1 pseudogene is annotated in these 1790 nt (G+C 50.6%); it reads right to left on the reverse strand.

The features are described 5' to 3' along the window. Positions 1 to 1790: pseudogene (locus DXA74_RS15890) on the reverse strand (type IV secretion protein Rhs); the annotation flags it as partial.

The following is a 1790-nucleotide window of genomic DNA, read 5'->3' on the forward strand; positions in this document are numbered from 1 at the left end:
CCCGTTCCGTCCTCACGGAGCATCAAGCGACCGATGCGGTTTTGAGAAGCATTGCGACCACCATAATAATACTTCACGTTGTTCTCCGGGTGGTCAGGATAGTTGATGCCCGTCAAACGCTGATAGTCATAATCGTAGGTGATGAACTTGCCTTCCTTGGCAAGGTTGGCAGTCTGCTTTGTAAGCACATTGCCGAGCGCATCATAAGTAAAACTGGTGATGCCGCTTGCAGGATGGTTCACCTCCGTGCGACGGTCGCCCATGTCGTAAGTGGAGGTCGTTACATTGCCCTCCGTGTCGGTAACACGAACAAGACGCTGTATGCCGTCATACTCAAACGAGGTGGTAATCTCACCGTCAGGACCGCTCTTCTGGATGGTCTTCAAGGTCTTGCCACTGCCATTGGTATGGGTAGCCTGCACATTATGGAGTGCGTCTGTTACGGTTGTAACAAGTGCATGACTGCCGTTGTCAACAGAATATGCCGTAGTTGTCGTAGAGTTGTCCGGCAATGTCACTGAGGTAGCACGGTCGAGCACGTCATAGACTGTGACGGTAGGAGATACATTGTCAAATGACTTGCTGAACGTTGATTTCGATCCAGTTCCTTCCGTTGTAGGATAGAATGCCTTTGCCACACGTCCGAAAGCGTCATACACGTTTCTTCCGCTGACTATCATCACGTTCTCATCCTTGGCAGAGTTGCCCTTTGCTGCACTTGTCACAACACCGTCCTTCTTCACCTGAACGGCTCTTCCGAAGCCGTCAACGAAAGTAACGGTCTCCAAGTCATCGTTAGGATGCTGGATGTCGTAGTGCTTGGTCACTGCGTAAGCAGGAGCGGTAATGCCACTCTCACCAAAGGTAGCCAAAGGCTGATATTCAAAGGCGATGGCATAAGGTACACCTGTAGCCAACTCGTTAGGACCACGCACGCCAGTGATGCGACCGAGGTCGTCAACATCAGTCTCATAATAGAAGTTGTTGAGGTCACGATGCTCCTTGGCAATACCATAGCGATAGTCGAAGTTGCCTTGCTCACTGCGATACCCCCACGCATCATCAATGCGCTCAACATACATGTTCATCTCTGGCTCATAGCGGTACTTGTACCACATACGCTGTCCCTTGCCGTTGGCAGGTAGAGTCTTCTGTGTGATGTTGCCGTAAGAGTCATACTTATAATCCGTCACCGCCTCACCATCATTCAACTGCTGCGTAATCTGCGTGATGTGGTTGGCGTAGTTAGTGTTGTACTTCGCCGTCACATGGTGATAGAGCGAGCCGTCACCACCTGTCACAGTCACATCAACAGGAAGACCGAAGATGTGCTTGCCTGCATTGTCGGTATATTTGATAGCAGTCGCATAATCGAACTTGCCGTTTCCGTCCTCGCCAAGACTGCCCTTGTCGCTGTACTTGTAGGACTTCAACTCACCATGATAGCCATTGAGATAATACTCGTTCCATGCCTCGGATGTAACCACACCGTTTGCCGCTCCCTCATACTGCAAGTTGGCCGTATAGCGGAGAGGTACGAATGCAGATGCACGGTCACTCCAAAGATTCACGTCACGCTTTGCGAACGTGTACTTGTCACCATCGGCAGTCAGATAGTAGCTGTCGTAACGGTTCTTTGTCTCGGTGTACTTGTTGCCGTTGGCATCCTCTACGGATGTGGCGGTAACATTGCCCTGCGTGTAGTAGTTAGCTACATCGTAGTTCTCAACAGCCTGTCTGTAAACAGAATTGCCATTCTCCGTGTCAAGGTTCTTGGTGATGACCTCACC

Origin of the sequence: Bacteroides sp. OF04-15BH (assembly GCF_003477995.1) — a bacterium.
Classification (GTDB): Bacteria; Bacteroidota; Bacteroidia; order Bacteroidales; family Bacteroidaceae; genus Paraprevotella.